The sequence below is a fragment of the Halomonas sp. THAF5a genome (assembly GCF_009363755.1).
Classification (GTDB): Bacteria; Pseudomonadota; Gammaproteobacteria; order Pseudomonadales; family Halomonadaceae; genus Halomonas.
This window is the reverse complement of the sequence record NZ_CP045417.1, coordinates 3,509,164-3,535,194: the sequence shown is the minus strand read 5'-3', so window position 1 is coordinate 3,535,194 and position 26,031 is coordinate 3,509,164. Positions and strand designations below refer to the sequence as shown.

The 26,031-nt window shown below is 66.6% G+C and carries 24 protein-coding genes and 1 tRNA gene; 19 read left to right on the top strand and 6 right to left on the bottom strand.

All coding sequences use genetic code 11. The features are described 5' to 3' along the window. Positions 1-12 precede the first annotated feature (12 nt). Positions 13-89 (bottom strand) — tRNA-Pro (locus tag FIU83_RS16015). 96 nt (positions 90-185) lie between these two features. Beyond that, the gene (gene ispB, locus FIU83_RS16010) at positions 186-1,190 is read right to left on the bottom strand and encodes an octaprenyl diphosphate synthase (RefSeq protein ID WP_152484964.1); all 1,005 of its coding nucleotides are present in this window, start codon (positions 1,188-1,190) and stop codon (positions 186-188) included. A gap of 291 nt (positions 1,191-1,481) precedes the next feature. Between ispB and rplU the strand changes: the two genes are divergently transcribed. From rplU to FIU83_RS15930, 16 genes are all read left to right on the top strand, one after another. Continuing rightward, positions 1,482-1,793 carry a 50S ribosomal protein L21 gene (rplU, locus tag FIU83_RS16005; RefSeq protein ID WP_108446968.1) on the top strand — a complete coding sequence of 104 codons (312 nt, stop codon included), beginning with the start codon at positions 1,482-1,484 and terminating at the stop codon, positions 1,791-1,793. A 34-nt stretch (positions 1,794-1,827) separates the two neighbouring features. Continuing rightward, complete coding sequence (rpmA, locus tag FIU83_RS16000; RefSeq protein WP_040183062.1) at positions 1,828-2,085, top strand: 50S ribosomal protein L27; 258 nt, start codon at positions 1,828-1,830, stop codon at positions 2,083-2,085. Between the two features lie 85 nt (positions 2,086-2,170). Further along, complete coding sequence (gene cgtA / locus FIU83_RS15995; protein ID WP_152484963.1) at positions 2,171-3,358, top strand: Obg family GTPase CgtA; 1,188 nt, start codon at positions 2,171-2,173, stop codon at positions 3,356-3,358. Positions 3,359-3,410: 52 nt separating this feature from the next. Next, entirely contained in the window at positions 3,411-4,550 is a 1,140-nt protein-coding gene (proB, locus tag FIU83_RS15990) for a glutamate 5-kinase (protein ID WP_152484962.1), read from the top strand. A 239-nt stretch (positions 4,551-4,789) separates the two neighbouring features. Further along, entirely contained in the window at positions 4,790-5,056 is a 267-nt protein-coding gene (gene rpsT, locus FIU83_RS15985; RefSeq protein WP_152484961.1) for a 30S ribosomal protein S20, read from the top strand. Between the two features lie 203 nt (positions 5,057-5,259). Beyond that, positions 5,260-6,783, top strand: coding sequence for a murein biosynthesis integral membrane protein MurJ (gene murJ / locus FIU83_RS15980; RefSeq protein WP_253939605.1), 1,524 nt, complete (start codon positions 5,260-5,262; stop codon positions 6,781-6,783). A 115-nt stretch (positions 6,784-6,898) separates the two neighbouring features. Further along, the gene (gene ribF / locus FIU83_RS15975) at positions 6,899-7,960 is read left to right on the top strand and encodes a bifunctional riboflavin kinase/FAD synthetase (RefSeq protein WP_152484959.1); all 1,062 of its coding nucleotides are present in this window, start codon (positions 6,899-6,901) and stop codon (positions 7,958-7,960) included. 10 nt (positions 7,961-7,970) lie between these two features. Beyond that, positions 7,971-10,808, top strand: a complete 2,838-nt coding sequence (gene ileS, locus FIU83_RS15970) for an isoleucine--tRNA ligase (RefSeq protein ID WP_152484958.1) — start codon at positions 7,971-7,973, stop codon at positions 10,806-10,808. An 84-nt stretch (positions 10,809-10,892) separates the two neighbouring features. Further along, complete coding sequence (lspA, locus tag FIU83_RS15965) at positions 10,893-11,381, top strand: signal peptidase II (protein ID WP_152485410.1); 489 nt, start codon at positions 10,893-10,895, stop codon at positions 11,379-11,381. A 106-nt stretch (positions 11,382-11,487) separates the two neighbouring features. Next, positions 11,488-11,949, top strand: coding sequence for an FKBP-type peptidyl-prolyl cis-trans isomerase (gene fkpB, locus FIU83_RS15960; protein ID WP_152484957.1), 462 nt, complete (start codon positions 11,488-11,490; stop codon positions 11,947-11,949). 191 nt (positions 11,950-12,140) lie between these two features. After that, a complete protein-coding gene (gene ispH / locus FIU83_RS15955) occupies positions 12,141-13,115 on the top strand; it encodes a 4-hydroxy-3-methylbut-2-enyl diphosphate reductase (RefSeq protein WP_152484956.1) in 975 nt (324 codons plus the stop codon). 90 nt (positions 13,116-13,205) lie between these two features. After that, the gene (gene pilV / locus FIU83_RS15950) at positions 13,206-13,787 is read left to right on the top strand and encodes a type IV pilus modification protein PilV (RefSeq protein WP_172976105.1); all 582 of its coding nucleotides are present in this window, start codon (positions 13,206-13,208) and stop codon (positions 13,785-13,787) included. After that, positions 13,784-14,569, top strand: a complete 786-nt coding sequence (locus tag FIU83_RS15945; protein WP_152484954.1) for a PilW family protein — start codon at positions 13,784-13,786, stop codon at positions 14,567-14,569. The genes pilV and FIU83_RS15945 overlap by 4 nt, the downstream gene beginning before the upstream one ends. A 1-nt stretch (position 14,570) precedes the next feature. Beyond that, complete coding sequence (locus FIU83_RS15940; protein WP_152484953.1) at positions 14,571-15,125, top strand: PilX N-terminal domain-containing pilus assembly protein; 555 nt, start codon at positions 14,571-14,573, stop codon at positions 15,123-15,125. After that, complete coding sequence (locus FIU83_RS15935) at positions 15,112-19,734, top strand: pilus assembly protein (protein ID WP_216645043.1); 4,623 nt, start codon at positions 15,112-15,114, stop codon at positions 19,732-19,734. The genes FIU83_RS15940 and FIU83_RS15935 overlap by 14 nt, the downstream gene beginning before the upstream one ends. Then, a complete protein-coding gene (locus FIU83_RS15930; protein ID WP_152484951.1) occupies positions 19,735-20,169 on the top strand; it encodes a type IV pilin protein in 435 nt (144 codons plus the stop codon). Positions 20,170-20,172: 3 nt separating this feature from the next. On the opposite strand, the gene FIU83_RS15925 is transcribed toward FIU83_RS15930, so the two are convergent. From FIU83_RS15925 to FIU83_RS15915, 3 genes are all read right to left on the bottom strand, one after another. After that, positions 20,173-20,700 (bottom strand): GspH/FimT family pseudopilin, encoded by a 528-nt coding sequence (locus FIU83_RS15925; protein ID WP_152485409.1) that lies wholly within the window; start codon positions 20,698-20,700, stop codon positions 20,173-20,175. Positions 20,701-20,778: 78 nt separating this feature from the next. After that, positions 20,779-21,000 carry a prepilin-type N-terminal cleavage/methylation domain-containing protein gene (locus tag FIU83_RS15920; protein WP_152484950.1) on the bottom strand — a complete coding sequence of 74 codons (222 nt, stop codon included), beginning with the start codon at positions 20,998-21,000 and terminating at the stop codon, positions 20,779-20,781. A 206-nt stretch (positions 21,001-21,206) separates the two neighbouring features. Then, positions 21,207-21,479 (bottom strand): PP0621 family protein, encoded by a 273-nt coding sequence (locus FIU83_RS15915; RefSeq protein ID WP_152484949.1) that lies wholly within the window; start codon positions 21,477-21,479, stop codon positions 21,207-21,209. 98 nt (positions 21,480-21,577) lie between these two features. On the opposite strand from FIU83_RS15915, the gene FIU83_RS15910 reads away from it, so the two are divergent. Then, positions 21,578-23,209: an NAD+ synthase gene (locus FIU83_RS15910; protein WP_152484948.1), complete on the top strand. Its 1,632-nt coding sequence runs from the start codon at positions 21,578-21,580 to the stop codon at positions 23,207-23,209. A 101-nt stretch (positions 23,210-23,310) separates the two neighbouring features. Here the strand turns inward: FIU83_RS15910 and FIU83_RS15905 are convergent, their stop codons facing one another. Continuing rightward, the gene (locus FIU83_RS15905; RefSeq protein ID WP_152484947.1) at positions 23,311-24,123 is read right to left on the bottom strand and encodes an outer membrane protein assembly factor BamD; all 813 of its coding nucleotides are present in this window, start codon (positions 24,121-24,123) and stop codon (positions 23,311-23,313) included. Between the two features lie 125 nt (positions 24,124-24,248). On the opposite strand from FIU83_RS15905, the gene rluD reads away from it, so the two are divergent. After that, positions 24,249-25,208: a 23S rRNA pseudouridine(1911/1915/1917) synthase RluD gene (gene rluD / locus FIU83_RS15900; RefSeq protein ID WP_152484946.1), complete on the top strand. Its 960-nt coding sequence runs from the start codon at positions 24,249-24,251 to the stop codon at positions 25,206-25,208. 24 nt (positions 25,209-25,232) lie between these two features. Continuing rightward, positions 25,233-25,988, top strand: coding sequence for a peptidoglycan editing factor PgeF (gene pgeF / locus FIU83_RS15895; RefSeq protein ID WP_152484945.1), 756 nt, complete (start codon positions 25,233-25,235; stop codon positions 25,986-25,988). Positions 25,989-26,031 lie beyond the last annotated feature (43 nt).

Sequence of the window (26,031 nt, the reverse complement as noted above, 5' to 3'; positions counted from 1 at the left end):
TACTCGATTCTGTGGTCGGAGTAGCAGGATTCGAACCTACGACCTCTGCCTCCCGAAGGCAGCGCTCTACCAAGCTGAGCTATACTCCGATGTTCGCCGTAATGCCTGGCGACGGATCGGCATTATACGCAAAGCGCGGCCACGTGCAAGCCCCTCGCGTGGCTTTTCGTCGTGGCCGCCGATGTTTAGCTCTGGCGATCCACCGCCAGGCGGGCGAGGTGGGCCATGCTGTCGCGGTAGGGGCTGGCGGGCAGGGCGTCGAGCTGCGCCAGCGCCTTGGCGGCCATCTCCTCGGCCTTGGCGCGGGTGTAGTCCAGGGCGCCGGTGTCGTGCACGATCGCCAGCACCTCCTCGAGGCGCTCGAGGCCGCCGTGGCGGATGGCCTGGCGGATCACCTTGGCCTGCTCGGCGGTGCCGACGGCCATGGCCTGGATCAGCGGCAGGGTCGGCTTGCCCTCGGCCAGGTCGTCGCCGACGTTCTTGCCCATGGCCTCGGCGTCGCCCTGGTAGTCGAGCAGGTCGTCGATCAGCTGGAAGGCGAGGCCCAGGTAGCGGCCGTAATGCTGCAGGGCGGCCTCCTGCTCGGGGGTGGCGCCGGCGAGGATGGCGCCGCTGTGGGAGGCCGCCTCGAAGAGCATGGCGGTCTTGCCCTGGATGGTCTCGAAGTAAGCGGCCTCGTCGATATCCGGGTTGCCGACGTTGGTCAGCTGCTGCACCTCGCCCTCGGCGATGGTGCAGGTGGCCGCCGAGAGCACTTCCATGACGCGCATCGAGCCGACCTCGACCATCATCTGGAACGAGCGCGAATAGAGGAAGTCGCCCACCAGCACCGAGGGGGCGTTGCCCCAGGAGTCGTTGGCGGTGGCCTTGCCGCGGCGCAGGTGCGATTCGTCGACCACGTCGTCGTGGAGCAGGGTCGAGGTGTGCATGAACTCGACCAGGGTGGCGAGCGTCACGTGCTTGTCGCCCTCGAAGCCCAGCGAGCGCGCCGCCAGCAGCACCAGCAGCGGGCGCAGCCGCTTGCCGCCGCTCTCGATGATGTACTGGCCGATGGTCTCCACCAGCGGGATGCGCGAGGCGAGCTGGTCCAGGATGGTCCGGTTCACGGCGGCGAAGTCGTCGGCGACGACCGCGTGAAGCGGCGAGTGGGCGGTGGCGCTGGGCGACGGGGGCGGGGCGTTGGCTGGCATGGAGGCGGTATCGACGAGTAGGTGGGGCCGGGGCGCGAGGGCGCGGGTGGCCTTGGGTTGCCGGCCATGCTATGGGCCCCCCATGGGGGCGTCAAGGCGCGCCGCGGACGCGGGCGAGCGCTCCGCGGCGGTTCGGCGAGGGAGGCGCGGCGCGGGTTGTATGCGATTTCGCGCGCGGTTATAATCCGCGACCCCACTCATCATGCTCCCTGTCAGATGGTTGCCAAGAGCGGCGCCACTCGCAGCAGGTCGATGAAGAGCCCACACCCGATGAGTCCTGGAGAGAAAAGCATGTACGCAGTGATCAAGAGCGGCGGCAAGCAGTACCGCGTTCAGGAAGGCCAGACTCTCAAGCTCGAGAAGCTGGAAGTGCCGACCGGCGACACCATCGAGTTCGATGAGGTCCTGCTGGTGGGTAGCGACGAGGACGTCAAGATCGGCGCGCCGACCGTCGAGGGCGCCAAGGTGGCGGCCGAGATCGTGTCCCACGGCCGCGGTGACAAGGTGACCATCCTCAAGTTCCGTCGCCGCAAGCACAGCATGAAGCGTCAGGGCCACCGTCAGTGGTTCACTGAAGTCAAGATCACCGGGATCTCCGCGTAAGCGGTTGACCCCCTGAACGAGCGAGGTATTTGCAATGGCTCATAAGAAGGCAGCGGGCTCCACACGTAACGGTCGCGATTCCGAATCCAAGCGCCTTGGCGTGAAGCTCTTCGGCGGCCAGGTCGTCAACCCGGGCAACATCATCGTGCGTCAGCGCGGCACCAAGTTCCACGCCGGCACCGGCGTCGGTATCGGCAAGGACCACACCCTGTTCGCCCTGGACGAAGGCGTGGTCAAGTTCGAGACCAAGGGTCCGAAGAACCGCAAGTTCGTCAGCGTCGTCTCTGCCTGAGACCGCCGGCACTTGCATCGAGAAGGCCCCGCTCAGGCGGGGCCTTCTTGTATCATGGCGGCACAGGCCGCCTGGAGAGTGACAGATGCAGTTCGTCGACGAAGCCTCGATCATCGTGGAAGCCGGCAAGGGCGGCAATGGCTGCCTGAGCTTCCGCCGCGAGAAGTACGTGCCCAAGGGCGGCCCCGACGGCGGCGATGGCGGCCATGGCGGCAGCGTCTACCTGATCGGTGACGATGCCCTCAATACCCTCATCGACTTCAAGTACCAGCGCTTCTACAAGGCGCAGAACGGTCAGCCCGGCCAGGGGCGGCAGATGAGCGGGCGCGCCGGCGAGGACCTGCACGTCAAGGTGCCGGTGGGCACCACGGTGATCGACGAGGACACCCTCGAGGTGATCGCCGACGTCACCGAGATCGGCCAGGTGGTGCTGGTGGCCCAGGCGGGACGCCGTGGGCTCGGCAACATCCACTTCAAGTCCTCCACCAATCGCGCGCCGCGGCGCACCACCCCGGGCACCGAGGGCGAGCGGCGCAACCTGCGCCTGGAGATGAAGGTGATGGCCGACGTGGGCCTGCTGGGCCTGCCCAACGCCGGCAAGTCGACGCTGATCCGCTCGGTCTCCGCGGCCAAGCCCAAGGTCGCCAACTACCCCTTCACCACCCTGGTGCCGAACCTCGGCGTGGTGCAGCTTGGCCTGCACGAGCACTTCGTGATGGCCGACGTGCCTGGCCTGATCGAGGGCGCCTCCGACGGCGCCGGCCTGGGGCTGCGCTTCCTCAAGCATCTGACCCGCACCCGGCTGCTGTTCCACGTGGTGGACGTCGCGCCCTTCGACGAGTCCGACCCGGTGCAGGCCGCCGAGGCGATCATCCACGAGCTCGGCGAGTTCTCGCCGGCGCTGGCCGAACTGCCGCGCTGGCTGGTGCTCAACAAGCTCGACCTGCTGCCGGCCGAGGAGCGCGAGGCGACCGCCGACGAGATCGTGCGCCGGCTCGGCTGGCAGGGACCGGTGTTCCGCGTCTCGGCGATCTCCGGTGACGGCACCGACGCCCTGGTGCAGGCCGCCCACCGCTGGCTCACCGAGCAGCGCCGGCTGGAGCACGAGGACGAGGAGGCCGCCGAGCGAGCGCGCGAGATGCGCGAGCGCATGGAGGAAGAGGCCGTGGCGCGCACCGAGGCTCGCCTGGGCCGCAAGCGCCCGCGCGCCGAGGCGGATGACGACTTCGATGACGACGACGATCACGACGTCGAGATCGAGTACGCGCCCTGAGGGCGACAGGCGGGCCGGGCGCCTGCCGACGGGACGGTGAACCGAGGGTCGAATGGACGACAACGAGCAGGTGATCGGTCGCGAGGCGCTCAAGCGCGCCCGCCGAGTGGTGGTGAAGATCGGCAGCGCGCTGCTGACCAACGACGGTCGCGGCCTTGACGAGGCGGCCATCGGCGGCTGGGTCGACCAGATCGCCGAGCTGCACCGTCGCGGCGTCGAGGTGGTGCTGGTCTCCTCCGGCGCGGTGGCGGCCGGCATGGTGCGCCTGGGCTGGCAGGCCCGGCCCTCGGCGGTGCACGAGCTGCAGGCCGCGGCGGCGGTGGGTCAGAACGGCCTCACCGAGTGCTACGAGGGCCACTTCGCCCGCCACGACCTGCTGACCGCCCAGGTGCTGCTCACCCACGACGATCTCTCCAACCGCAAGCGCTACCTCAATGCCCGCTCGGCGCTGCGCACCCTGGTCGGCCTGCGGGTGGTGCCGGTGGTCAACGAGAACGACACCGTGGTCACCGACGAGATCCGCTTCGGCGACAACGACACCCTCGGTGCCCTGGTCGCCAACCTGCTCGAGGCCGACGCCCTGGTGATCCTCACCGATCAGGAGGGGCTCTTCGACGCCGACCCGCGCAGCAACCCGGCGGCGACGCTGATCGCCGAGGGGCGAGCGGACGACCCGAGCCTGGCCGCGATGGCCGGCGGCGGCGGGGCGCTGGGCCGCGGCGGCATGACCACCAAGGTGCGGGCCGCCCGGTTGGCGGCTCGCTCCGGCGCGGTCACCGCGATCGCCAGCGGCCGCCAGCCGGCGGTGCTCACCCGGCTCGCCGAGGGCGAGCGGCTGGGCACCCTGCTGCTGCCGGAGCAGGCGCCCATGGCGGCGCGCAAGCGCTGGCTGGCGGGGCAGCTGCAGGTGCGCGGCAGCCTGGTCCTGGATGCCGGGGCGGTGAAGGTGCTCAAGAGCAGCGGCTCCAGCCTGCTGGCGGTGGGCGTGACCGGCGTCAGCGGCGACTTCCGTCGCGGCGACATGGTGCTCTGCGTCGACGAGGGCGGGCAGCGCGTGGCCAAGGGGCTGGTCAACTACGGCGCCGACGAGGCCCGCCTGCTGGTCGGCAAGCCGAGCCACCAGATCGAGGCGATCCTCGGCTACATGGAGGCCCCGGAGCTGATCCACCGCGACAACCTGGTGGTGCTCTAGGAGCCGCGCCCGGCGCGGGCTGGCGGCCTCGGCCCGGCGACGTTCGGGGCTGGCAAGCCCCGGGGGCGCATGATAGGATATGCCATCCTCTCAGACACGGCCCGTAGACGATGGCGCTCACTCGCGCCGTCGGGAAAGATGGCCAGGCCGGCGGGGATTTTTTATTTCCCTGTTGGATCAAATCGTTATCAAATGCCACCCACAGTCGGTGGCTACAACTTTCTCCAAGGAGACAGTCAGTGGCTAACAGCAAGCAAGCCCGCAAGCGTGCCCGTCAGGCAGAAGGTCGTCGTGTCCTGAAGGCGAGCCAGCGCAGCATGGTTCGTACCTACGTCAAGCGCGTCATCAAGGCCATCCAGAGCGGTGACCACGGCCAGGCGATGGACGCCTTCAAGGCGGCGCAGCCGGTCATCGACCGCATCGCCGACAAGGACGTGATGTCCAAGCGCAAGGCCGCTCGCATGAAGAGCCGCCTGAACAAGCGCATCAAGGCTCTCGCGGCGTAAGCCGGTCGAGCGCCAGCAGAAAAACCGGCTGCGGCCGGTTTTTTTGTGTCCGCTATTCCTGCCACGCGCCGTACGAGGAGCCGACGGTGATGGATCACGAGCAGCCCCCCGAGTCCCGGGACGACAAGCCCGCCGCCTCCGGCGCCGCCCCCCCGGCGGTGGCCGACGACGACCGTGCCGTGGCGCCCAAGGCCGGCGGCCTGATGCGCTCCGGCCTGGTGGTCAGCGTGATGACCATGCTCTCGAGGGTCATGGGGCTCGTTCGCGACGTGGTGATCGCGACCCTCTTCGGGGCCGGCGACGGGGCGGACGCCTTCTTCGTCGCCTTCAAGATCCCCAACTTCCTGCGCCGGCTGTTCGCCGAGGGCGCCTTCAACCAGGCCTTCGTGCCGGTGCTCTCGGAGGTCGCCACCCGGGGCAGCAAGCGCGAGGTGAAGGAGCTGCTCGACGCGGTGGCCGGCAGCCTCACGGCGGTGCTGGCGCTGATCACGGCGCTGGCGATGCTGGCCGCTCCCTGGCTGGTGTGGGCCTTCGCGCCCGGCTTCGGCCGCGACCCGGAGAAGCTGGCGCTGACCGCCGACATGCTGCGCCTGACCTTCCCCTACCTGTTGCTGATCTCGCTGACGGCCTTCGCCGGCAGCACGCTCAACACCTGGAACCGCTTCGCCGTGCCGGCCTTCACGCCGGTGCTGCTCAACCTGTCGCTGATCGGGGCCGCGCTGCTGCTGACGCCACTGTTCGCCGAGCCGGCCATGGCGCTGGGCTGGGGCGTGCTGATCGCCGGCGCCGCCCAGCTCGCCTTTCAGGTGCCCTTCCTGGCGCGACTGGGGCTGCTGCCGCGGCCCTGGCCCGACTTCGCCCACCGCGGGGTGCGGCGCATCCTCAAGCTGATGGCGCCGGCGCTGTTCGGGGTCTCGGTGTCGCAGATCAACCTGCTGCTCGACACCGTGCTGGCGTCGCTGCTGGCCGCGGGCAGCGTCTCCTGGCTCTACTACTCGGATCGCCTGGTGGAGCTGCCGCTCGGCGTGTTCGGCATCGCCATCGGCACGGTGATCCTGCCGGCGCTCTCGCGGCGCCACGCCGAGCAGTCCGGCGAGCACTTCGCGGCGATGCTCGACTGGGCGCTGCGCACCGTGCTGCTGCTCGGCCTGCCCGCCGCCCTGGCGCTCGCCGTGCTGGCCGAGCCGCTGCTGGTCACGCTGTTCCACTACGGGGCGATGACCGAGCGCGACATCACCATGGCCGCCATGAGCCTGCGCGCCTATGCCGTCGGGCTGGTGGCGTTCATGCTGATCAAGGTGCTGGCGCCGGGGTTCTTCGCCCGCCAGGACACCAAGACCCCGGTCAAGGTCGGCATCGTCGCCATGGTCGCCAACATGGTCTTCAACCTGATCCTGATCTGGCCGCTGGCCCACGCCGGCCTGGCGCTGGCCACGGCGCTCTCCGCCTTCCTCAACGCCGGGCTGCTCGGCTGGCTGCTGAGAAAGCAGGGCGTGCTGGCCTTCCAGCCGGGGTGGGGACGCTACGCGGTGCAGCTGCTCGGCGGCTGCGCGGTGATGGGCGGCGGGCTTTGGTGGCTCGCGCCGGACTGGCGAGCCTGGCTCGACTGGAGCGTCTGGACCCGCGCCGCCTGGATGGCGGGCCTGGTGGGGGCCGGGGCGGCGGTCTACTTCGCCTGGCTGGCGGCCTTCGGCATGCGCCTGCGCCACTTCCGGATGCGCGGCTAGCGCGGCGCGGGCGGCGTCGCCACGCGCTCACAGGGAAAGACCAAGCCGCGCCGGCTGTCAAGGGGCTCTCGGTCCGTTATAATCGACCCCTTTATTTCCCAGCGTGATGACGCCCATGCGAGTGATTCGAGGTCTGCACAACCTGCGCGACGAGGATCGCGGCTGCGTGGCCACCATCGGCAACTTCGATGGCGTGCACCGCGGGCATCAGGCGATCCTCGAGCAGTGCCGCGAGCAGGCCGCCCGGCTCGGCCTGCCGGTGACCGTGGTGGTCTTCGAGCCGCAGCCGCGGGAGTTCTTCGCCGGCGCCCAGGCACCGCCCCGGCTGACCCGGCTGCGCGACAAGGTGGCGCTGCTCGGCGAGTGCGGCGTCGACCGCATCCTCTGCCTGCCCTTCAACGACGCGCTGAGAAGCCTCACCGCCGGCGAGTTCATCGATCGCGTGCTGATCGACGGGCTGGGCGTTCGTCACCTGGTGGTGGGCGACGACTTCCGCTTCGGCTGCGACCGGCGCGGCGACTTCCACCTGCTGACCGAGGTGGGGCAGGCGCGGGGCTTCGGCGTCGAGCACACCCGCACCTTCACCATCGCTGACGAGCGCGTCTCCAGCACTAGGGTGCGCACCCTGCTGGCGAGCGGCAACTTCGCCGCCGCCGCGCGCCTGCTGGGCCGCCCCTATCGCCTGGGCGGCCGGGTGGTGCCGGACCGCCAGCTCGGCCGCACCATCGGCGTGCCCACCGCCAACCTGCCCCAGCCGACCCACGCGCTGGCCCTGCAGGGCGTCTTCGCGGTGGTGACCGAGCTGCCCGACGGCCGCCGGGTGAACGGCGTGGCCAACATCGGCTGGCGCCCCACGGTGGGCAGCACCCGGCCGGTGCTCGAGGTGCACCTGTTCGACTTCGAGGGCGAGCTCTACGGCCGGCGCCTGACCGTGCTGCCCTGCGCCAAGCTGCGCGGCGAGGTGAAGTTCGCGGACTTCGAGGCGCTGAAGGCGCAGATCCACGCCGATCTCGCGCGGGCCCGGGCGTACTTTTCACAGCACCCCGCGGCCGGTGCGGGCGCTCCGGCGGGCGACACGCACGACGATTCTCTTCCTCTGGCATCGGCGCCGCTGGCGCGCGAGGCCGTGACTTCCGATTCCTCGGCGGGCGAGCCCGCCGACCACGACGACGGCTGACCCCCAGGATATGAGCGACTACAAGCACACTCTGAACCTGCCAGAAACCGACTTCCCCATGCGCGGCATGCTGCCCAAGCGCGAGCCCGCCCGGGTGGCGCAGTGGAAGGAGATGGACCTCTACCATCGCCTGCGTGCGGAGCGCCAGGGCAGGGAGCTCTTCGTGCTCCACGACGGCCCTCCCTACGCCAACGGCAGCATTCACCTGGGGCATGCGCTCAACAAGATCCTCAAGGACATCATCGTCAAGTCGAAGAACCTGGCCGGCTTCGACGCCCCCTACGTGCCCGGCTGGGACTGTCACGGCCTGCCCATCGAGCACAAGGTCGAGACCACCCACGGCAAGCACCTCGAGCCCGAGCAGGCCCGCGGGCTGTGCCGCGAGTACGCTGCCGAGCAGATCGAGGACCAGCGTCAGGGCTTCATCCGCCTGGGCGTGATCGGCGACTGGGACAACCCCTACCGCTCCATGGACTTCGCCAACGAGGCGGGCGAGATCCGGGCGCTGGCCGACATGGTCGAGGCGGGCTACGTCTTCAAGGGCCTGAAGCCCGTCAACTGGTGCTTCGACTGCGGCTCGGCCCTGGCCGAGGCCGAGGTGGAGTACCAGGACAAGAAATCCGACGCCATCGACGTCGCCTTCCCGGTCGAGGACGCCGACCGCCTGGCCGCCGCCTTCGGCCTCGGTGAGCTGCCCAAGGCCGCCGCCGTGGTGATCTGGACCACCACCCCCTGGACCATTCCGGCCAACCAGGCGCTGAACATGCACCCGGAGTTCACCTACTCCCTGGTGGATACCGGCGAGCGGCTGCTGGTGCTGGCCGAGGAGCTGGTCGAATCCTGCCTGTCGCGCTACGGCCTCGAGGGCGAGGTGATCGCCACCGCCAAGGGCGAGGCCTTCGACGGCATCCGCTTCCGCCACCCCTTCTACGATCGCCTCTCGCCGGTCTACCTGGCCGACTACGTGGAGAGCGAGGAGGGCAGCACCGGCATCGTCCACTCGGCCCCGGCCTACGGCGTCGACGACTTCGTCACCTGCCGCGCCCACGGCATGAGCTTCGACGAGATCGAGAGCCCGGTGCAGGGCAACGGCGTCTACGTCGACGACCTGCCGTTCTTCGGCGGCCAGATGATCTGGAAGGCCAACCCGCAGATCGTCGCCAAGCTCGAGGAGGTCGGCGCGCTGATGGCGCACACGCCGATCACCCACAGCTACATGCACTGCTGGCGCCACAAGACCCCGGTGATCTACCGCGCCACCGCCCAGTGGTTCGTCGGCATGGACGTCGCCGGCAAGGACGGCCGCACCCTGCGCGAGCGGGCGCTCGCGGGCATCGAGTCCACCGCCTTCACCCCGGCCTGGGGCAAGGCGCGCCTGCACAGCATGATCGCCAACCGCCCGGACTGGTGCATCTCGCGCCAGCGCAACTGGGGCGTGCCGATCCCGTTCTTCCTGCACAAGGCCACCGGCGAGCTGCATCCGCGCACCGTCGAGCTGATGGAAGAGGCCGCGAAGCGCGTCGAGGCCGAGGGCATCGACGCCTGGTTCCGCCTCGACCCCGCCAAGCTGCTGGGCGAGGAGGCCGCCGACTACGACAAGGTCACCGACACCCTGGACGTCTGGTTCGACTCCGGCACCACCCACAAGCACGTGCTGCGCGGCTCGCACCCCCACGGCCACACCGAGGGACCGATCGCCGATCTCTACCTGGAGGGCTCCGACCAGCACCGCGGCTGGTTCCACTCCTCGCTGCTCACCGGCGCCGCCATCGACGGCCACGCGCCCTACCGGCAGCTGCTGACCCACGGCTTCACCGTGGACGAGAAGGGGCGCAAGCAGTCCAAGTCGCTGGGCAACGTGGTCGCACCCCAGGCGGTGATGGACAAGCTCGGCGCCGATATCCTGCGCCTGTGGGTCGCCTCCACCGACTACTCCGGCGAGATGGCGGTCTCCGACGAGATCCTGAAGCGCACCGCCGACGTCTACCGGCGCATCCGCAACACCTCGCGCTTCCTGCTGGCCAACCTCAACGGCTTCGCGCCCGAGCGCGACGTGCTGCCCTTCGACGAGATGCTGGCCCTGGACCAGTGGGTGGTGGATCGCGCCGCCCAGCTGCAGGCGCGCATCGAGCGCGCCTATGAGGAGTACCGCTTCCTTGACGTCTACCAGCAGGTGCACGGCTTCTGTGCCCGGGAGCTCGGCGGCTTCTACCTGGACGTGATCAAGGATCGCCAGTACACCACCCAGGCCGACTCCGTGGCGCGCCGCAGCGCCCAGACCGCGCTCTACCACGTGGTCGAGGCGCTCGCGCGCTGGGTGGCGCCGATCCTCTCCTTCACCGCCGAGGAGATCTACGAGAACATCCCCGGAAGCCGCGGCGATAGCGTGCTGCTCGAGGAGTACTACGCCGGGCTCGATACTCTCGCAGAGGACGCCGCCATGGGCCGCGACTTCTGGGAGCGGGTGCTCGAGGTCAAGCAGGCGGTCAACAAGTGCCTGGAGGACGCTCGCAACGCCAAGGCGATCAAGGGCAGCCTGGCCGCCGAGGTCACCCTCTACGTCGACGATGAACTGCGCGAGATCCTGACCCGGCTGGGCGACGAGCTGCGCTTCGTGATGCTGACCAGCGAGGTGCGCCTGGCGCCGCTCGCGGAGGCGAGCGCGGCGGCCGAGGCCACCGAACTCGAGGGCCTGAAGGTGGCCGTGGCCGAGAGCGCCAACGCCAAGTGCGAGCGCTGCTGGCACCACCGCGAGGACGTGGGTACTCACGCCGAGCACCCGGACCTCTGCGGGCGCTGCATCAGCAACCTGCCGGATGGCCCCGGCGAGACGCGCCGCTTTGCCTAAGGTTCACCCAGGAGAGAGTCGATGTCCCAGCAAGGCGAGGCGCCCATGAGCGAGCGGCAGACAGGTCAGGACTTCGTGGCGCCCATGCGCCGGCCGCTGCGCTGGCTGTGGCTGGCCGCGGCGGTGATCGTGCTGGATCTGGGCACCAAATACCTGGCCAGTGGGCTGCTCGACTACGCCCGGCCGGTGGAGGTGCTGCCGTTCTTTAACCTGACGCTGCTGCACAACACCGGCGCGGCCTTCAGCTTCCTCGCCGGCCATCCCGGCTGGCAGCGCTGGCTGTTCGCCGCCATCGCCGTGGGGGCGAGCATCGGCCTGACGGTCTGGATGCGCCGCCTGAAGGCCGACGAGACGCTGCTCGGCGTCTCGCTCGGGCTGATCATCGGCGGGGCGCTGGGCAACCTCTACGACCGACTGGTGCACGGCTACGTGGTGGACTTCCTCTCCTTCCACGCCGCCGGCTGGTACTACCCGGCCTTCAACGTGGCGGACATCGGCATCACCCTCGGCGCCATTGGGCTGATCTGGGAGTCGCTCTTCGCCGAGCGCCGTCGGGCGCGGCGGCGCGGTTGAGAAGCCGGCCCGGCGCCCCGATATCCCGACCATCGACACCCAGACGCGTGCGACCTTCGATCACGCTGCGCCCGCACCCAGGGCACGAACACGAGAGAGACACGCCATGAGCCATCAGGAATCCCCGGAACTTCGCATCGACGAGGGCATGGAAGTGACCCTTCACTTCACCCTCAGCCTGGAAGACGGCACCGTGGTCGACTCCACCCGCGACAAGGCGCCGGCGACCTTCCAGGTGGGCGACGGCAACCTGCCGCCCGGCTTCGAGCACCCGCTCAAGGGGCTCGTCGCCGGGGAGAGCGGCTCCTTCGAGATCACCCCGGAGCACGCCTTCGGCCAGCACAACCCGCAGAACATCCAGCTGCTCAAGCGTGAGGACTTCGAGAGCGACGCGCCGGAAGTGGGCATGGTGATGTCCTTCGCCGACGCCGCCGGCGGCGAGCTGCCCGGCGTGATCAAGCGCATCGAGGGCGAGCAGGTCGAGGTGGACTTCAACCATCCGCTGGCAGGGCGTACCCTGACCTTCGAGGTGGACGTGCTGGACGTGAAGCCTGCCACGACTCACTGACCCCATCGCTTTGCAAGCAAAGCTCCTGCAGTGTGTGGCGGCTCACCGAAGCACCTATAGGAGCTCTCAGTCTGGCGATCTGGCGTTGAGCGAGCGGTAGACGCTCCTGTGGGAGCGCTGCTTGCAGCGCGATAGCTGTGTCTCTCGATTTATCCAATGCAACGATGCTGCGGCATCAAGGCAAGGCCCACATGCAACGTAATCCCATTCAGATCAAGCTGGCCAACCCTCGCGGTTTCTGCGCCGGCGTCGATCGCGCCATCGAGATCGTCAACGGCGCGCTGGACGTCTTCGGCCCGCCGATCTACGTCCGCCACGAGGTGGTGCACAACCGCTTCGTCGTGGACAGCCTGCGCGAGCGGGGAGCGGTGTTCGTCGAGGAGCTCCACGAGGTGCCCGACGACGTCATCGTGATCTTCTCCGCCCACGGCGTCTCCCGCGCCGTGCAGCAGGAGGCCGAGGAGCGCGGCCTCAAGGTGTTCGACGCCACCTGCCCGCTGGTCACCAAGGTGCACATGGAGGTGCTGCGCTACGCCCGCCGCGGCCAGGAGTGCATCCTGATCGGCCACGAGGGGCACCCCGAGGTGGAAGGCACCATGGGGCGCTACGACACCGCCTACGGCGGGCAGATCTACCTGGTGGAAGACGAAGAGGACGTGGCCAGGCTCGAGGTCAAGGACCCGAGCCGGCTCGCCTTCGTCACCCAGACCACGCTCTCCATGGACGATACCGCCCGGGTCATCGATGCCCTGCGCGCCAAGTTCCCCGAGATCGAGGGGCCGCGCAAGGACGACATCTGCTACGCCACCCAGAACCGCCAGGACGCGGTGCGCGAGCTGGCCGAAGGCGCGGACCTGGTGCTGGTGGTGGGCAGTCCCAACAGCTCCAACTCCAATCGCCTGCGCGAGCTCTCCGAGCGGGTCGGCACCCCGGCCTACCTGATCGACAGCGCCGAGCAGGTCGAGCCCGCCTGGCTCGAGGGCGTGAGCGCCATCGGCGTGACCGCCGGCGCCAGCGCCCCCGAGGTGCTGGTCAAGGGCGTGATCGAGCGGCTGCAGGCGCTGGGGGCCAGTGCCCCCGAGGAACTCGCCGGCCGCGAGGAGACCATTACCTTCTCCATGCCCCGGGAGCTGCGCGACCGGGTGATCGCCAGCGATGAGACGTAAGTCTCGTGTCCTTGATTTCCTGATGTTGCATCATTCGAAAGACCGGAAAACATCCGGTCTTTTTGTATGCGTTATCTGGTGAAACCCGCTATGCTGAAACCTGTCGCAACATTGGGTTACATGATCGCTACCTTCGCGACGGGGGACGCGGCCGATCCGGCAAGCGGGGCGCCGCCGCGCCTCAGTCAGAAAGATGGAGCATCAATGGCACGACAGGACGGCATCACCCTCATCGAATCGCTGATCGCCCTGCTGCTGATCAGCGTGGCGCTGCTGGGCGTGGCGGGACTGCAGTTGCTTACCTTGCAGGATGCCCGCGATGCGCGCTGGCGGTCCGATGCCGTCTCGCTCGCCAACAGTGCGGCCGATCTCATCCGGACACGGCCGGAAAACGCCGATCAATTCAAGGTGGAAGGCGCTGACGAGACGATCGAGGCTTGTGATGGTGGCGATGCTGCCATATGTGAGCGTATGGAAACCTGGTTGGACGATATCACCCAGGCCCTGCCGAATTCGCTCGCCGCCATCGATGTCCAGCAGTCCGACGGTGTTGAGCGTGTCACTATCACTCTGCGCTGGCGGCAGCAGCCCCCTGAGGCCGACGATCCCTTGCCGGCCTGTGGGAGCGAGGCACCCTCGGGCGGCTGCGTGATGCTGGAGACCCGCCTATGAAGCCACCACGTTTCGCCTACCCTCGATACCAGGCCGGTGTGGGTCTTATCGAGCTGATGATTGCCATGGTCATCGGCCTGTTGATCGTGGGCATGGTCACCAGCTACTACCTCTCTAGCCGTCAGAGCTATCAGACGACCGTGGTATCGAGCGAGTTGAACAATGCTCAGCGATATGCGGTGCAGTTGATCGGACGTCAGCTGCTGCAGGCGGGTTACAGCGAGGGTTGGATGGATCTGAGCACGAGCTACCCGAGCATGGCGTCACATGTTGATCATCCCGCCTTTGCAACGGGGCAGATTGTTGCCGGGGCCGATTCGGGGGAAGGCCTCGATCACTCCTCCGAGCTTTGGGTGCGTTATCAGGGCAGTGACTGGTTCGATCAGGACATCGTGGACTGTGCCGGTCGAGAGGTTCCTCCGGATGATGGGACCGCCTGGGTTCGGATCTACCTGGATGACACCTCTACTCTACGCTGCCAGTCGGGATTCGATAACGACAACGATATTCAGCAACAGCCTCTACTCAATGGCGTCGAGGCGTTGCAGTTTAGCTATCTCGATGACTCCGGGAGCTTTCAGGACCATGACGATGTGGACGACTGGACGACCCTCCGGGCGGTGCGCGTTGAGATGCTGGTGAGCTCGGAAACCGACACCTGGGATGCTCCTAACGAACAGTCTTTTGACTGGCAGGGGGCGGATCTGACCTTCGACAGCCGGCGCATGTTCGCGCGGTTCAACCGAGTCGTGACCCTGCGCAATGTGATGGAGCGCCAGTGAGATGCCCATAGTGAAACGTCGAGCACAGACCGGGGCGGCGCTGCTGGTGACTCTAATACTGCTCGCCCTGACCGGCCTGCTGGCCTTTACCGGCAGCCAGTCCTCGCGGCTGCAGCAGCGCCTGGCCAGTAACGATCAGGCCGCTCAGATCGCCTTCCAGGCCGCCGAGGCCGCGCTTCGCGAGGCTTTCCAGGAGCTGGACGAGGCTCCCCATCGCATCAACTTCTGTGAGGGGGGCTCCGAGCGCTACGAAATCGATAGCATCAATGCTCTGCAAGACGATGATGTGGAAGCGGCGCTCGCCAGTGGCGTCACGGTCGATGGTTTTTCGCTGGGCGATGGTGATGAAGAGATTACCCTGGCAGCACTACCGCGGTATGCGATCGCCTGCGTCGATGAATCTTCCATCGAAGGCTACACCAGAACCCAGAGCGTGGTGGTCGGCAAGGACGAGGTGCGTGGCGAGAGGTATCACTTCTTTCGCGTGATCGCCCGTGGCTTTGGACCCAATGGCAATATCAGTCGGACCCTGGAGGCGCGGTATGTCCTGCAATAAGCTACCTGGCCGTATCAAGCAACTGATGCTGCCGGCACTAATCGCATTTGCCATGTCCCCGGAGGGAGGGGTTGACTCCGCAATGGCGGATGACGAATGGTGGGAAAGTTCAAAGAAGTATAGCAAAAAATGTAGTAAAAATACATGGTCTGGGCGGTCGATATGTATCGCCGATACAGTCGCCGGGTTCTGTGCAAGCCCACAAGAAAATTGGGAGAACAGAAAAGATAACGATGAGATAAGAGATGAGCTCTGCGACGACGGTGGGGAGGACGATGGGTTCTGTGAAGAAGCCACGGGACACCCTCTTTGCTCGGTTGGTGATAATGAAGGCGAAAGCGACGACGAGGACGACGAGGACGACGAGGACGACGAGGACGACGAGGACGACGAGGACGACGAGGACGACGAAGACGACGAAGACGACGAAGACGACGACAATGGCGAGCTCTGTGAAGGATATCCGCTCTGCGAGGCCGAAGATGACCCCGACGGCTCCGATGTCTCCACGCTGACCCCGCCCAGCGCCCTGGCCAGCGCCACGCCGCGCAGCATGGTGGTCATGTCCAACGACCATCAGCTGTTCTTCAAGGCCTATACCGACTGGAGCGATATCGACGGCGATGGCGTCATCGACGACAGCTACAAGAGTAGCTACGAATACTACGGCTATTTCGATAGCGGGGTCTGTTATGACTATGACGGTGGCGTCTTCAGCCCCGATGGCGCCTCGGCCGCGGACTACAGCTGCACGGGGGGGGATGGCGAGTGGAGCGGCAACTTCCTGAACTGGGTCTCGATGACGCGCATGGATGTCCTGCGCAAGGTGCTCTATGGCGGCAAGCGCTTCCGCGACAACGATGAGGATACCACCATACTCGAACGGGCCTATCTGCCCTACGACGCTCACTCCTTCGTCAAGGTGGTCGATGACGACCAGGTGCTGAGTGCCAATACGCCGTTCTCCAGTGGCTCCTACTCCTTCTGTAACACCACCGGCGTCAGTAGCGGTTTTGACGATGAGTCCAAGGACGTCGACGAACCCCCGCTGCTCCGTGCCGCCTCCGGCAGCTGGCCGCGCTGGGCGGCCAACGAGCGCTGGCAGTGCGTTTGGGCCGATGAATCTGGGCGCAACAATGGGGACGATGACCTAAGGCCCGACAGTGACGATTCTGGCAGCGCTACCTTTGATGTTCGAGTCGAGGCGTGCCCAGAGGAGGGAGAGGCCTGCACGAGCTATCCGGAATCCAGTCATCCCAAGCCCACCGGCCTGCTGCATGAGTATGCTCGCAGCATCGATTTCGGGCTGATGACGGGATCTTATGAGAATAATACGCAGGGCGGTGTGCTGCGTGCCAACTTGAGAGGCTTCTACGACGAGTATGGTCCGGCGACGGGAGTCTTTAGCGGCGAGGCGGGCATTGTCAGCAATCTGGATGCCTTCCGGTTGTCGAGATACCGCTATTCCGACGGCACCTACAACAGTGACAACTGTCCTTTCGGAAAGCGGCTTAGCGCGGTTGGCGATGGCGACTGCTCCAGCTGGATCAACCCCTTCGCCGAAATCACCGCCGAGGCATTGCGCTATCTCTCCGGCGCCCAGTCACCCACGCAGGCCTTCAGCGTAGGGGAAGGTGAGGTCGAGAAGGTTTTCGTAGAAGGGCTGACCTCGCCCGCCTGGGACAACTACGTCGGCGACAAGTGGTGTGCGGCCCACTCGATGATCCTGATCAATGCCAGCGAGGTATCGATGGATGGCGACAATCTCGGCGCTCTCGGCCTTCCCGATAATCCGGATATTTCTCAATGGACCGACGACGTCGGCTCCGAGTCGGGCATCGACGGGCAATACTTCATCGGTGAGAACGGTGGCTTTGATGACAAGCTCTGCACGGCCAAGTCGGTCAGCAGCCTGTCCAGTGCACAGGGGGTCTGTCCTGCCGCGCCAGGGTTGGAAGGTACCTATAGCGTGGCCGGATTGGCCAAGTATGCCCATGAAAGCGAGGTGGTCAGGTCACCAGACGGCAGTGATGGCAGCTCGGTGGATACGTTTGCCGTTCGCTTGACGGCCAACACACCCATTATCGAGCTGGATGGGGTCAGTATCGTGCCGGCTTGTGAAAATGTCCGTGACAACGGCAAGTGCGCGTTGGTGGACTTTCGACCCCAGGCTCTAGATGCTTCGAGCGGGCTCGTCGAACTTACCTGGGAAGTAGCGGAATTCGGGGGCGATTACGATTCAGATATCGAAATGACGATGGGGTACGAACTCGTCGGGAATCGCTTGTCGATCACCACGGAGGTAACCGACGAGAGCACGAGCCGAGAAGCCGGGGTCGGCTATATCCTCAGCGGCACGTCGGGACGATACGTGGATGCGGAGAGTGAGACACTCGCTGGGGGCATCAGCGACGGATTTCAGGTCCACTCCGGAATCGAGGGTTATGATGAGTCGCCTTACTGCAAGGCGAAAGGGTCATGCGAGCTGGGTGATGGCCCCAGCACCCAGAGCTATCGCGTATCGGCTTCGGATAGCGCGAGTAGCCTGCGCCCGCCGCTCTATTATGCCGCCAAGTACGGAGGTAATTCCGGTGAGGAGCCGCCTGAGAACTACTTCGAGGTCAACCGCATCGGTGAGCTGGTCGATTCCCTGCGTTCGGCGTTGGATCAGGTATTGCTCAACTCACGACTGACCGGTGCCGGCCTGGGGTTCAGTCAGACGTATGGCGATCTTACCTTCCAGTCCGAGTACAACAACGCCAACGGCTGGTCAGGCGACCTCGTGGCGTTGAAGACCACCGCCAGTGGGCTTGGTGAGGTGATCTGGAGTGCGAGGGAGCAGATGCCTGCACCCGACCAGCGCGAGATCATCACGTCAGTGAACGGCGCGGGAGTCGCCTTCAGGCCAGATAATCTGGGGGGCGACAGTAACAGAGACCTGGTCAATTACCTGCGCGGCGATGGCTCCCTCGAACAGGATAACGGAGGTGAGTTCCGAAACCGCAAGTGGAAGGACGGCGATGAAAATGCTCCGATAGGCGATATCATCGGCTCCCGCCCGGTGGTGGTCGCCGAGCCCAATAGCTACTACGTTCCCAGCGGGCCGGACGACACCTCCTATCTGAAGTATCGGGAGGATAAGCTCGGGTGTCGGAGAGTGGCGGATAAGCCGGTGTGTGATGAAGATCCGCGCCCCGCCGTGGTGTATGTGGGGGCCAACGATGGCATGCTGAATGGTTTCGATGCCGCAACTGGCGAGGAGCGCCTTGCCTATGTGCCCGGCATGCTGCACAAGAACCTGCGCGAGCTGGGCGCACCCGACTATGACCACCGTTACCGTATCGATGGTAGCCCCAACGCGCTGGATGTGAAGATCAGCGGCGTCTGGCATACCGTGCTGGTCAGCGGTCTTGGCCACGGCGGTCGGGGGCTCTTTGCCCTGGATGTCTCCTCCCCCGAGACGTTCGGAGAGAACAATGCCGACAGCATTGCGCTGTTCGAGTATGGCCCTTCTCACGAAGCGGCCCTTTTCGCTGATCAAGGGGACCATCTGGGCCATCTCGAGGACAGGATCAACCTGGTTCAACTCGAAACGGGTGACTTCGCGGCGGTGTTCGCCAATGGCTACAATAGCCCCTCCGGCAAGGCCGCACTCTACGTGATCAACCTGGATGGCGCCGCCGATGGCACTATCGAGGCCGCAGATGTCTTGCGCTCGGTGCCGGCTAATGAGGCCAATGCTGGCCTCAACGGCATGACCTCTGTCTCCTTGGTGGATTCGGATGGTAACGGTCGCGTCGACATCGGTTACGGGGGGGACCTTCAGGGCAACCTGTGGCGTTTCGACTTGTCTGACCCCGACAATATCACGAGCACCCTCCTGTTCAGGGCCACCGACTCGGACGGCAACGCTCAGATGATCACGGCCTCCATCGAGGTGGCGACGCACCCCGAAGGCGGCATGATGATCTTCTTCGGTACGGGCAAGCGCGCCTACGCCTATGCATTGGGCGATACCCAGGAAGCGGGTGGCTCGGACAGTTTCTATGCGATTCGTGATAACAGCCAGTCACTTCCCATTACTCGCGATAGGCTCGCCGAGCGCAAGCTGCTTGAGGGAACCGGCACCGACGACGGTGGCAACACGCGGAAGCTTCGTTTTTTCTCGGCATCTTCAGCGGGTGTGCCTGCCGAAAGTGGCTGGTATATGGATTTCCCCGATAATCGTGAGCGTGTGATCCAGGCGCCATTGCTCAATGGTAGACGGCTCTATATCACTAGCCTGATCCCGGGGCAGGGTATCTGCGGTATCGAAGACGAAGGCTTTCTTTACGAACTGCAGGCATTCTCGGGACTGCCTGTGCCTCTGACTAATGGGGGCCAGAACGTGTTCGACGTAGAAGCTGTGCCTCTCTTCGCTGCCGAACCCGCCCCGGTAGGGATCGGTACCGAGGGGATGCTCTACACCCCGGTGGTGGACACCCGGCTGGAGGAGGATGTGGAGAACATCAACACCGTGAGCAGTACCGGCGACGCCGTAACGCTACAGCGTGATCCGGCCAACCCCCTTGGGCTCGGGCGAGTCTCATGGCGAGAACTGGAGCGCTGAATGAGACTTGCACGTGGTTTTACCCTGATCGAGCTGATGATCACCGTGGCCATCGTCGGCATCTTGGCTTCCGTCGCGCTGCCCTCCTACGAGCGCTACGTCGACCGCTCCTACCGAACCCAGGCCGAGATGATGCTGCAGCAGATGGCTCAGCAGCTCGAACGGCGCTACAGCCAGACCTACAGCTATGGCACGGTGGTGGCTGACGCGGCACCGGGGGACGTGACGCCGTCGATCGTCGTCGACGGTCTCGACGGAGAGATCGGCGATCGCTATACCTTCAGCGTTACGATTAGCGACGGGGGCGATGACTTCGCCCTCGCGGCGACGCCGATCGCTGATGGGCCCCAGGCGGACGATGCCTGCGGTACCCTGACGCTCGCGCAGGACGGTAGCGTCACCGCCAGCGGTGACGGCGCGGACTGCTGGGGCTGAGCATCAGTCGCTCTGGCAGCTATCGGCCGCGCCGCGGTCTCGGCGCAGCCTTGCCTGACTGATCACGATCTGTCGGGCTGGTTCGTCCGGTTGGGCCGGGTGGCAGAACGCGAACGTCCCCCTCTCCGATGGAAAGCCGTCAGCCTTGAAATTGAGCCCGTTACCCAGTTGGCCGTTAGGGCTGACAACTACCTCGCTAGCGGCGGCATTAAAGCTCTGGATCAGTTCCTCTCCTGCATCGAAGGCGCCGTCTCCGTCGGCGTCAACGAACAGAATCAGCGCGTCTTGCCAGTCGCTGGAGCAGGCGCTGCTGTCTCGACTGGGGCAAAGGTGTACGGGCTGGCGGCGCTCTGCCGCCTCCAGACGTGTGGTGCCGAGTGCTAACCAGAGCCGGTCGACCTGACGGTCGAGTTCGACACGATCCACAAGTCGACCAAAACCGGGGACGGCCCAGGTAGCCATGATAGCAATAATGGCCACGACGATGAGGAGTTCGATGAGTGTAAAGCCCGAATAACGATCAGTTCCCATCAGGTGTTTGCTCGCAATGCCAAGAAATCGCTGTCTATCCGCTATCTACGCGGATACACGCCCAAGCATGATAGCAGTTCATTGCGCCAAGACCCGCATGGCAGCGTGACGTAGGGCAGCCTCCATGCCAGTCTCCACCTCCCATAGCCACTTCGTTGCGTACGCTGAAGCGCTGAAAGCGAAGCTGAGAATGCCGATCGTCGCGATGAAGGCGAGCATGGCGATGGCCGCGATCAGTTCGATCAGCGTCAGGCCGTGGTGGCGGTAAGGGGAGGAGCGACGATCAGCGAAGCGGCGCATAGGGCCTCCCGGCGATGTCCTGAACGGTGGGGGTCACTCTTCAGGCTAGCCGGGCGGTCTATCTCCGCCGTAGGCGATAGCGTATAGACGCTGTGCGCCAAGAGGTCGAGAAGGGCGGCGAGTACCTCCGCTGGTTGTGCCCTGGTCGTCGCTGCGAGGGGGCCGAGTGTGAGAGGGGATGGGCCAGCGACTGGCCCGGCTGGCTCCTAGTCGTCCTTGTGCTGCTCTTCCGCCTGCTCCGACAGGTACTTGTCCCGGTGGTCGCCGGAGCAGAACCAGTCGCCTTTTTCGCGCAGGGCATCGTCCTCGGGCAGGTGCACCTGGCACCAGCGGCAGCGCACCATGCGGTTACCCGAGGCGTCGCCTTCCTGCTGCGGGCCGTCTCGGTCCAGTTTCCACTCGCGGTAGATGCGGTAGAGCTTGAGGCCGGCGAAGAACAGCACGGCGAAGATGATCAGGCGAATCAGCAACAGGTTCATTCCTTGTGCGTCTCCCAGGTAGGGGCCGGCTTTGCCACTCGGCCGCCCTTGCGGGACAATGGCGACTGTCCACCGATTCTCGAGAGATTTCCAAGCCCATGCAAGACCTGACCCTGGTGATGGCGCAGCTCGACCCGCTGGTCGGCGACGTTCCCGGCAATGCCGACCGCGCCATCGAGACGGTACGCGAGGCACGCATCGAGCATGGTGCCGACATCGTGGTGCTGCCCGAGCTCTTCCTGACCGGCTACCCGCCGGAGGACCTGCTGCTGCGCCCCTCCATGGAGACTCGCCTGCGCCACGCCCGCGCGCGCATGGCCGAGAAGATGGCCCGCGACGTCATGGTCATCGTCGGCTACCCGGGGCGCCGGGAAGGCGAGAACTGGAACCTGGCCGGCGTGCTCTACAACGGCGAGTGGCTGGGCGAGTACGCCAAGCAGGCGCTGCCCAACTACGAGGTGTTCGACGAGCAGCGCTACTTCGCCACCGGCAGCCAGCCGCTGGTGATCGAGCACAAGGGCGCCAAGCTCGGCATCCTGATCTGCGAGGACATCTGGAGCGAGGCGCCGGTGCGCCAGGCCCGCGATGCCGGCGCCGAGATCCTCGTCACCCTGAATGCCTCGCCCTTCCACCAGGACAAGCCCGCTGAGCGTCTGGAGCTGCTCGAGGCGCGGGCCCGCGAGGTGGAACGCCCCATCGTCTACGTCAACCAGATCGGCGGCCAGGACGAGCTGGTTTTCGACGGTGGCTCGGCCTGCGTCGATGCCCAGGGCGAGCTGATGGTCCAGGCGCCCCACTGGGCGGTGGGCCTGATGCCGGTCGCCTTCGTCCGCGAGCAGGGGCGCTGGGTGCCGCGCGCCGGCGAGACCGAGCCCGAGGTGGCGCCGGAGGAGAACCTCTACTGTGCGCTGGTCACGGGCCTGCGCGACTACGTCAACAAGAGCGGCTTCGAGGGCGTGGTGCTGGGGCTCTCCGGCGGCATCGACTCGGCGCTGTCGCTGGCCATCGCGGTCGATGCCCTGGGGCCGCAGCGTGTCCACGCGGTGATGATGCCCTACCACTATACGGCGGACATCTCCAAGCAGGACGCCGCCGAGCAGGCGAAGCTGCTCGGCGTGGAGTACGAGGTGATGCCCATCGAACCGATGGTCGAGGCCTTCATGTCGACGCTGGCCGAGAGCTTCGCCGGCACCGAGCGCGACACCACCGAGGAGAACCTGCAGTCGCGCTGCCGCGGCGTGCTGCTGATGGCGATCTCCAACAAGAAGGGCCTGATGGTGCTGACCACCGGCAACAAGAGCGAGATGGCGGTCGGCTACGCCACCCTCTACGGCGACATGGTCGGCGGCTACAATGCCATCAAGGACGTCTACAAGACCTGGGTCTACCGCCTGGCCCGCTGGCGCAACAGCGAGTCGCCGGCGATTCCGGAGCGGGTCATCGAGCGGCCGCCCTCCGCCGAGCTCGCCCCCGACCAGCAGGACAGCGACAGCCTGCCGGACTACGACGTGCTCGACGCCATCCTGGTGCGCTACATCGAGGGCGACATGAGTGCCGAGGCGATCATCGCTGCGGGCTTCGACCGCGACGACGTCTACAGGGTGGTCAAGCTGGTGGATTGCTGCGAGTACAAGCGCCGCCAGGCCCCGGTAGGGGTGCGCGTCACCCGTCGCGGCTTCGGCCGCGATCGCCGCTACCCCATCGTCAACGGCTGGCAGCCCGGCGAATAGCGCCGCGTCGGCGAGTCTGCCTCCCCCTAACGCAACGCCACCGCCCGAGAGGGCGGTGGCGTTGTGGGTTCTGGCGGGTGTTGGCTGCGGTCAGGCGCGGTTCAGGCCGAGAGTGCCTCGGCCTTCACGTGCTGCGGCTGGAAGGTGCGGCCGCGCAGCCGGTCGTGGTCCGGCGCGTTGTCGATCAGCACCTGTAGGGTCTCGCGGGCGCGGTCGCGCATCTCGAGGCCGAGGTAACCCTCGACCATGGTCGCCAGGGCGTCGCGGCTGGCCTCGGTCTGCGGGTAGTTCTCCAGCACCCAGCGGCCGCGCTCCACGGCGGCAAGGTAGGCGCCCTTGCGCAGGTAGAAGTCGGCCACGTGCAGCTCGTGGCGGGCCAGCACGTTGCGCAGGTAGACGATGCGCTGCTGGGCGTCCGGGGCGTACTGGCTGCTCGGGTAGCGCTGGATCAGCTCGCTGAAGTCGGCGTAGGCGTCGCGGGTGGCGCCCAGGTCACGCTTGGAGATGTCGATGACGCGCAGGCGCTCCAGGCTGAAGCGTCCCGCCTGCCAGGCGGCCAGGCCGCGCATGTAGTAGGCATAGTCGACCTGGGGATGATCGGGGTGCAGGCGGATGAAGCGGCTCGCCGCAGCTCGGGCGCTCTCCCAGTCGTCGGTCTGGTAGTAGGCGTAGATCAGCTCCAGCTGGGCCTGCTCGGCGTGCTCGCCGAAGGGGAAGCGGGTGTCGATGGCCTCGAGCCGGTTGATCGCCGTGGTGTAGCTGCTCTCTTCGAGGGCCTCGCGCCCCTCCTCGTAGAGCTGGCGTTCGGCGACGCCGTCGAGTTCCTCTTCCTCGGGGGTGCCGGCACAGCCGGCCAGCAGGGTGCCGGCCAGCATCAGAACGGCCAGGCGAGCGGGGGAGGTGATAACGCGCATCGTGATCCTCGTGTCTAACAACCCGGGTGGCCGTGATAGAATCGGCCGATATCCGCCCACTATAAAGCACCTTGCGGCGAAACGCAGTCATCGCTCCCGGTGCGCACGGAGCCCCGTTCCGACCCATGTCCCAGACCCTCGAAGCCCAGCAGCGCGTTCCCGAACGCATGGCGGGCCTGCGCCTCGACCAGGCCGCCGCCGAGCTCTTCGCCGACTTCTCCCGAGAGCGGCTCAAGTCCTGGATCAAGAGCGGCGCCCTGACCCTCGATGGCCAGCCGGCCAAGCCCAAGGACAAGGTCTACGGTGGCGAGGCCCTGGCGCTCGCCGTCGAGATCGAGGACGACACCCGCTTCGAGCCCGAGGACATCCCGCTGACGGTGGTCTACGAGGACGACGCGGTGCTGGTGATCGACAAGCCGCCGGGCCTGGTGGTCCACCCGGCCGCGGGCAACCCCGACGGCACCCTGCTCAACGCCCTGCTGCACCATGACCCCGAGCTCGCGGCGATCCCGCGGGCGGGTATCGTGCATCGCCTGGACAAGGACACCAGCGGCCTGATGGTGGTGGCCAAGACTTTGGCCGCCCAGACGGCGCTGGTCGAGCAGCTCCAGGCGCGTAGCGTGTCCCGGGAGTACGATGCCGTGGTGGTCGGGGTGGTGACCGCCGGCGGCACCGTGGATGCGCCCATCGGCCGCCATCCGCGCGACCGCAAGCGCCAGGCGGTGAACGCCTCGGGCAAGCCGGCGGTGACGCACTACCGGGTCGTCGAGCGCTTCCGCGCCCACACCCATGTGCGCTGCAAGCTCGAGACCGGGCGCACCCACCAGATCCGCGTGCATATGGCCCACGTGCGCTACCCGTTGATCGGCGATCCGGTCTATGGCGGGCGCCTCAAGCTGCCGGCCGGCGCCGACGAGCGGCTCAAGGAGATCCTGCGCGAGTTCCCGCGCCAGGCGCTGCACGCCCGCAAGCTCGCCTTCGTGCACCCGGAGAGCGGCGAGCGCATGGCCTTTCGCGCGCCGCTGCCGGATGACCTGCTGATGCTGCTCGACTTCCTGCGTGAAGACGGCGAGACCATGCGCTGAGGCCCGTGTGCCAAGGACCCCGTGATGAGCGATACCCTCGACCTGCGCCCGACGCCGATCCTGCCCGACTGGCCCGCCCCGGAGAGCGTCGGGGCCTTCGTCACCACCCGCGAGACCGGCCCCAGCCAGGGCGCCTTCGCCGCCTTCAACGCGGCCGACCACGTGGGCGACAACCCGGACCACGTGGCGCTGTGCCGTCGCCAGCTGGAGAAGGAGGTCGGCGACGACCGCCCGCTGCTGTGGCTCGATCAGGTACACGGCGCCCGGGTGCAGCAGGCCTACTCCGCTGCCCGGCCCGAGGCGGACGCCGCGGTGGCGATGAGCCGCGACTACGCCTGCGTGGTGCTGACCGCCGACTGCCTGCCGATCTTTCTCTGCGACCGGAACGGCACCCGGGTGGCGGCCATCCATGCCGGCTGGCGCGGGCTCGCCGGCGGCGTGATCGAGGCGACCGTCGGGGCCATGGGGCTGCCCCCGGAGGCGCTGATGGCCTGGCTGGGCCCGGCGATCTCCAACGCCCAGTTCGAGGTCGGGCCCGAGGTGCAGCAGGCCTTCGTCGGCGTGCATCCCGAGGCCGAGGCGGCCTTCGACCCGAGCCCCTATCGGCTGGGGCACTACATGGCCGACCTCTACAAGCTCGCCCGCCTGCGCCTGGAGCGCCTCGGCGTGTCGCACATCAGCGGCGGTCACTTCTGTACCGCCTGCGAGTCGCGCTTCTACTCCCACCGCCGCGACGACGGCGTCACCGGCCGCATGGCCAGCGTGATTTGGTTGCGCTGAGGCAAGAGCCAAGTGGGCACCGTTGGCGGGCACACCACTGTTT